This window comes from Acidovorax sp. HMWF029 (assembly GCF_003060895.1).
GTDB lineage: Bacteria > Pseudomonadota > Gammaproteobacteria > Burkholderiales > Burkholderiaceae_C > Acidovorax.
In genome coordinates, this window is sequence record NZ_QAIH01000044.1 from 1 (window position 1) to 6,787 (window position 6,787).

The window sequence follows — 6,787 nt, forward strand, 5'->3', positions numbered from 1 at the left end:
GTCAGAATGCGCCCCCCCACATCCGCCTTGCCCAGCGTGAGCCAAGATACGACCGCCGTGCCAAGTACCGCAGGCACCATCACCCACAGCTGGTCTTTGAGGCCGTAGAACTGCCGCAAAGCACGCAGGTACCCGGAAAATCCGAACATCACCAACGCGTTGGCCAGCGCCAGGGTGTAGGTCGGCGGGTTCAGGCCCTGTACAGCAAAAAGGATGGAGCCTCCTGCAAACAGCAGCGTTGCAATCCGCCAGCTGGCCGCAGCGGGCCGCATGGGTAAAGGCAGGTCCTTGTGCATCAGGCCAAGAACCCCACCGTTTGCCAGCATCATGAGTGTGGCAATAAAAAAGATGGTGATGGGATCCATGGGTTGTGCAGAAGCGGCGTTCGCGTGGCTGTGTATCAACGCCTATTGTGCCCATGGAGCCTGCGGTACCCGGGTCGCCATGTGGCGGCAGCCCGCAGCGCAAGTCCCCGGTATTCCATCTTTAGGAATGCACCATTTCTCACAATGCGCCCTCCCGTATGGGCAGCCCAGGCACCGGCGCTGGCTATGATCTCCGGGTTTGCCCTGATCAGGGCCCACGCCTCCAGGAAATGCGCTCCATGACGAGCGCTCGTCCGACTGAAAGCCCCGCTGCGGGCCCTTTTCGCGAGCCAGATGACCTCCGCCACGACCCCCACCCGAATTTCCGACGTTCAGACACTGCCCCAATTGCTGGCTTTCCGGGTGGGCCAGACCCCTCTGGGCGATGCCTTCCGCGCATATGACACCGCCAGCCAATCCTGGCAAAGCCTGAACTGGGAGCAGGCCGCTGGGCGCATCGCCACCTGGACGCAGGCGATGGCAGCGCTCCAGCTGCCCCAGGCCGCGCGCGTGGCCATCCTGCTGCCCAACGGCCTGCACGCCATGTGCGCCGACCAGGCCACGCTGGCCACGGGCTGTGTGCCCGTGCCGCTTCATGCCATCGACAACCCGGGCAGCATCGCCTACATCCTGGCCGACTGCGAGGCGTCCATGCTCATCGTGGGCCACGCGGAGCAGTGGGAAAAAATCCGCGCCGTGGGCACGCCGTTCCCTGCCCTGCGGGCGGTGGTGATCACCGACGACGACACTTCGACCTTCGCGCCCACCGCCGCTTCGGTCGATGGCCCCGCTGTGGGCTCGCTGGCGCAGTGGCTGGCAGGGGCTGGTGCGGCCCCTGCCCCTACACCGCCAGTGGCGGACGACTTGGCGGCCATCGTCTACACCTCGGGCACCACGGGCAAGCCCAAGGGCGTGATGCTCACGCACCGCAACGTGGTCAGCGACGTGAAGGCGGTGCTCGACCGCATTGCGCCCACGGTGGACGACGTGTTCCTGTCGTTCCTGCCGCTGTCCCACACCTTTGAACGCACAGGCGGCTACTACCTGCCGATTGCAGCGGGCAGCTGCGTGGCCTATGCCCGCTCGGTGGCGCAACTGGCAGAGGACCTGAAGACCGTGCGCCCCACCGTGCTGGTGTCGGTGCCGCGCATCTACGAGCGCATCCACGCCAAGCTGCTCGAAAAACTCTCGCCCACGCCCTGGAAGATGCAGCTGTACGAGGCCGCGCAGAACAAGGGCTGGGCACGCTTTTGTGACGCGCAAGGCCTGCCCGCCCCGGCAGTCAGCGAAGGCCAGGCCGCAGGCTGGATGTCCGCCCTGCCCTGGCCCCTGCTGCAGGCGCTGGTCGCCAAGCCGCTGCTGGCCCAGTTTGGCGGCCGCGTGCGCGTGGCGGTGAGCGGCGGCGCGCCGCTGTCGCCCACCATCGCCAAATGCTTTTTGGGCCTGGGCCTGCCGCTGGTGCAGGGCTACGGCATGACCGAGACCGCGCCCGTGGTGTCGGTGAATTCGCTGGACGACAACGACCCCGCGTGCGTGGGCAAGGCCCTGCCCGGTGTGGAAGTGCGCATTGGCGACAACCGCGAGCTGCAGGTGCGTGGCCCCATTGTGATGAAAGGCTACTGGAAGCGACCAGAAGACACGGCCAAGATCCTGAGCACCGACGGTTGGCTGGGCACGGGCGACCAGGCCGAGATCGTGAACGGCCGCATCTATATCAAAGGCCGCATCAAGGAAATCATCGTCACCTCCACCGGCGAAAAAGTGCCCCCGGGCGACCTGGAGCTGGCCATGCTGGCAGACCCGCTGTTGGAACAGGCCTTTGTGGTGGGCGAGAACCGCCCGTTCATTGCCTGTGTGGCCGTGCTCAAGGCCGACGAGTGGCAGCGCCTGGCGGCCGACCTGGGCCTGCCTGCACAAGACGCGGCCAGCCTGAACCACCCCAGCGTGCACCGCGCGGTGCTGGCGCGCATCGAAAAGAACACCTCCAGCTTTGCGCGCTATGCCGTGCCGCGCGCCGTGCACCTGACGCTGGCGCCATGGACGATTGAAAACACCTTCATGACACCGACGCTCAAGCTCAAGCGCATCAACCTGATGGCGCACTTTGCGCAGGCGATCGAAGACATGTACCAAAAGCCGGGGCGCTGAGCCCATACGCCCTCAAAGCACCAACGCCCCCTCCCCGGCGTAGGCCACCCCGAACCGGTTCGCCAGAAAGTCCGACAGCGCCACGGACTCCTGGCCCACAAAGCCGCGCTGCGGCAGCCGCCCCTGCGCCACCAGATCGAGCGCCGTGCAGATACCCGCCGCCGTGGTGAGCTGGATGGCGCTGAGCGTATGCCCCGCCACTGGCCTGCCCACGATGTGGGCCGAGTACGAGTCCTGCACCAGCCGTCCTCCCTTGAGGCCCGACGCGGTGGCAAACACCACGATCACGTCCTGGTCGGTGGTGGGGATGGCGGTTTCCAGAATGTCCCGGAGCAGATCGCGCCGATCACGCAAGCGCAGGTCGTTGAGCAACAGCTTGAGGATGGCGTTGTGGCCCGGGTAGCGGATGGACTGGTAGTCCACCTGCCGCGCCTTGCCCGCCAACGTTTCCGTCAACGTGCCCAGCCCGCCCGAGGTGTTGAAGGCCTCGTACTCCACACCGTCAAGTGCAAAGGTCTCCAACCCCTCCAGTGCGGGCGCCGTGGTGCGCACGCCGTCCACGATGGCCTCGCAGGGGTTGCAGTATTCGTTGATCAAGCCTTCGGTGCTCCAAGTCAGGTTGTAGCGCAGGGCGCCCTGCGGGTAGCGGGGCAGCGCCCCCACACGCATGCGCAGGGTGTGCAGGGTGTCAAAACGCCGTGCTAGGTCGTGGCCCACGATGCCGATGAACCCGGGTGCAAGGCCACATTGGGGCATGAGCACGCTGTGGGCGTTGGCTGCCAGGGCGCGAATGGCCTGGGTGCTGGCAACGTCTTCGGTCAGGTCAAAGTAGTGCACTCCGGCTGTGGCGCAAAGTGTTGCAACCGGCACGGCGCAGTGAAACGGCAGCGCGTTCAGCACGGCAAAACGGCCGTCAACGGCGGACTGCAGGCTCGCATCGTCCGTCGCCCATTGGGTGGAAACACCAAGAGCAGCCACTTCGGCCAGGCGCGCCGGGTCGCGGTCTACCACCAGGATGTCGTAGTCGCCGGCCTGCTGCTGCAGCAGCAGCGCCATGGCAAAGCCAATGTGGCCCGACCCCAAGATGGTGATGGCGCGGCGGGCAGTCGTGTGGGATTGGGTGGAAAGGACGGTCATGGCAGCGCTCCCGGTGGTATTCACCGCGTGCAGCGGTGAGGGGGTTGTTGATGCCTTGATGCTAGGCATGCGTGCTGTCAATGTGTAGAGGCTAGAACGTCGAAAAACGCGCTTTGTTTTGTCATAACGGCGAATATCATGGGCGTTACGACTTTTTGAGAAAATCCCCATGACCCAGGCCCCGGACGACACCGACCGCCAATTGCTCAGCCTGCTGCAGGCCAACGCCCGCGAAGGCACCGCCACACTGGCACGCAAGCTGGGGCTGGCCCGCACGACGGTGGTGGCGCGCATTGCGCGGCTGGAGCGCTCTGGCGTGGTCGCAGGCTATGGCGTACGGCTGGGCACGCGGCTCGATGCCACCACGGTGCGGGCCTGGTGCAGCATCAGCGTGTTGCCCAAAACAGCGCCCGCCGTGCTGCGCGCGCTGGAGGCCATGCCCGAGGTCGAAGAAGTCTCGGCCGTGAGCGGGCCGTTTGACTACCTGGTGTTCTTGCGCTGCACCAGCCACGAACAGCTCGACACCCTGCTCGACAAGGTGGGCCAGCTTGACGGCGTGCACCAGACACAGACCAGCATCGTGCTCAGCCGCAAGATCGACCGGCGCAGCGTGGGTGAGTCACTACGATTTTGATAGCTTAAAACCCATAATGGACGCGCGGAGAAGGCATTTTTTATGAGAATCTCCTTGTCTCAGGCATCAAACTGGGCCGGATTCTTGCCCCGGATGGGCGCATAGAACGCCTTGATGGCGGCCATGTCGCGATCCACATCGCCCGTGGGTTCAAACACCGGACCCAGGCCACCGACCTTGCGGTCGTAGTCCACAAAGGCCAGCACGATGGGCACGCCAGCCTGCTGGGCGATGTAGTAAAAGCCCGTCTTCCAGTGCCGCGTCTTGCCGCGTGTGCCCTCTGGCGGCACGATGAGCTGCATGGGGCCCTGAGCATCACGCATGGCCTGGGCCGAGTTGGCCACCAGGTTGTTTGCTTGCGCTCGGTTCACCGGGATGCCGCCGAGCCAGCGCATCACCCCGCCAAATGGCGCCTTGAACAGGCTGTGCTTGCCCATCCAGTACACGCGCAGACGCAGCGAAAACGCCAGCATCAGCGTGTAGGGCAGATCCCAGTTGCTGGTGTGAGGGGCAGCGATCAGCACACACTTGCTAGCCCCTGCAGGCAGTTGGCCTTCGACACGCCAACCCGTCAGACGCAAGAAACCGATCGACAAAAGACGCAATACGGTGTTGACACCCGGGGTGTCGAAAATAGTGTGTTGCATATACAGGAAAAAAATGAGGCGCACAGGAGGAACTTGGTCGGCGTTGCACTTGTCGACGCGGCAACCTCCTGAATTGACACGAACAAAGGCACCACCCATGCGGGGGGTGCAGGTCACGCAGCCCGCTCAATGACATGGGCGCGGCGGAATCAATCGGAAACCAGCGCCAAAGGCTGAGTCAGTTGGCAGGCTCCACCGAAAAATAGTAAGACAGCCGCTGCTGCGGATTCAGCCACTTGAGGACATCCAGCGGCAGCGTCGATGGGCGCAGGGCTTCGGTGATTTTCAGCTCGGGTTCGGTATGCAGCTCCACCACAGGCGCCTCGTCCTTGGGCAGTTCCGGCGAGTAAACCAGTACCTGCGGGCGCAAGCTTTCAGGCCCGGGCGCCACCACCAACGCCAGCGAGCCATCCGACAAATGCACCACGGTGCCTGGAGGATACACACCCAGCAACTTGACCAAAGCGCCAAGCAGCGAAGCGTCATAGCGGCTCGCCTCGGTGCGGAACATGTGTGACAACGCCTCTGCAGGCATCAGCGGTTCTTGATCCAGAGCCTCTGGGGTGCACAGGTTGTCATAGCGGTTGACCAACGCCAGGATGGATGCTTGTCGGCTCATCTCTTTCCTGGCCCTCGGGAAGCCAGAGCCATCCAGCGCTTCATGGTGGTCAGCAATGGCGGCGAGTGCGTCCTTGCTGAAGGCGCCCGACTCATTTGCCAGCTGGAAGGAGAACATCACATGCTGCTGCACAAAGGCTTCTTCGTGCTTCTTGCGCTTGATGGTCTTGAACAGCTGTGCGGGCACTTTGACCTTGCCCGCGTCGTGCACCAGAGCCGCCATCGCCAAGTCAGAGAGCTCACGCTCGGTCAGACCGGCCTTTTTTCCCAGAAGCATGCACAGCGTCAACACGTTGAGCGCATGGAATTGCGGCCCCTGATCCTTCTTGTCCCCCAGCAAATGCAGGAGCACTTCTTTGCTGCGTGCAATGGCCGAAGCCGTGTCATTTGACAGGTCTGAAATCATCTGTCCGGCAGCTTTGGGAGAACGCTGCAGTGTCAGCAAGGCTTCGCGGGTTTTGCGGGCCGCATCCTCCCATGCCCGTTCAGCACGCGCAGCTGCGTCCTGCTGACGCTGGCGTTTGAGTCGCTTTTGCTCTTCTTTCAGCTTGATTTCTGCCTGCAGCGCAGCCCTTTCGGCAGCCAACTGGGCCAGGCGCTGCGCCTCCAATTCGGCCGTGGTGGGCGGCGGAGGGACGTACTCCGGAGGAACTACCGAGCTCTTGTCTGGAAAGTACAGCACCCGATCGTCGATTCCGAGCGACTGAATGACAGCAATATCCTTGAGGTGCTTGATCAAAAAACGGTTAGAAATAAACGGGTGCTCATCCCAGCGCACATTGAGCCAAATGTAGAGGCCAGGCACCAGCTGGCTGGGGTGGATGGCTACGGGGGTTCCGGGATTGCTCCACATGATTGAATTCTTGTCGTTCGCAACAGTCTGTAAGGTTCTGAGGCGACTATAGCGATATTGATAGCAAACAAGCGTTGCGAAATAACGTCCCGCCTGCATATTTCGACACATTTGGCACTTCCCTGACACAAAATTTGCTGCGGCGCCAAGCGCCCAGGGCAAGCTTGCTGCCTTCAGGTGCAATGCCTGGCGGGTAAATCGCTGCGACAATTCGGCCCCTCGCCCGTTCAAACCGCCGGGCTTCGCGGCGCATTCCTGCGTGAACGAATCTGTGGCGGCGCCCAAAGAACCTTCTCTTGCAAGCCTTCGACAAAGTGCAGCCCGCTCCCCCCTCTCCGCCCCACAGCCCCTGGCGCATGTCCGTTGCCCCGATGATGGATTGGAC

General features: G+C 63.2%; 5 protein-coding genes and 1 pseudogene. 2 read left to right on the plus strand and 4 right to left on the minus strand.

Annotated features, from left to right (window positions below):
* A pseudogene (locus DBR12_RS02705) lies at positions 1-365 on the minus strand (GGDEF domain-containing protein); the annotation flags it as partial.
* Positions 366-659: 294 nt separating this feature from the next.
* Between DBR12_RS02705 and DBR12_RS02710 the strand changes: the two are divergent.
* Positions 660-2,513, plus strand: coding sequence for a long-chain fatty acid--CoA ligase (locus DBR12_RS02710; RefSeq protein ID WP_108615836.1), 1,854 nt, complete (start codon positions 660-662; stop codon positions 2,511-2,513).
* 12 nt (positions 2,514-2,525) lie between these two features.
* Here DBR12_RS02710 and DBR12_RS02715 read toward each other — a convergent pair whose 3' ends face one another.
* Positions 2,526-3,650 (minus strand): saccharopine dehydrogenase family protein, encoded by a 1,125-nt coding sequence (locus tag DBR12_RS02715; RefSeq protein WP_108615837.1) that lies wholly within the window; start codon positions 3,648-3,650, stop codon positions 2,526-2,528.
* Positions 3,651-3,819: 169 nt separating this feature from the next.
* Here DBR12_RS02715 and DBR12_RS02720 point away from each other — a divergent pair, with 169 nt between their 5' ends.
* Positions 3,820-4,284: an Lrp/AsnC family transcriptional regulator gene (locus tag DBR12_RS02720; RefSeq protein WP_108615838.1), complete on the plus strand. Its 465-nt coding sequence runs from the start codon at positions 3,820-3,822 to the stop codon at positions 4,282-4,284.
* Positions 4,285-4,343: 59 nt separating this feature from the next.
* On the opposite strand, the gene DBR12_RS02725 is transcribed toward DBR12_RS02720, so the two are convergent.
* A complete protein-coding gene (locus DBR12_RS02725) occupies positions 4,344-4,931 on the minus strand; it encodes a lysophospholipid acyltransferase family protein (RefSeq protein ID WP_108615839.1) in 588 nt (195 codons plus the stop codon).
* Positions 4,932-5,109: 178 nt separating this feature from the next.
* A complete protein-coding gene (locus DBR12_RS02730; protein WP_146185454.1) occupies positions 5,110-6,687 on the minus strand; it encodes an HD-GYP domain-containing protein in 1,578 nt (525 codons plus the stop codon).
* Positions 6,688-6,787 lie beyond the last annotated feature (100 nt).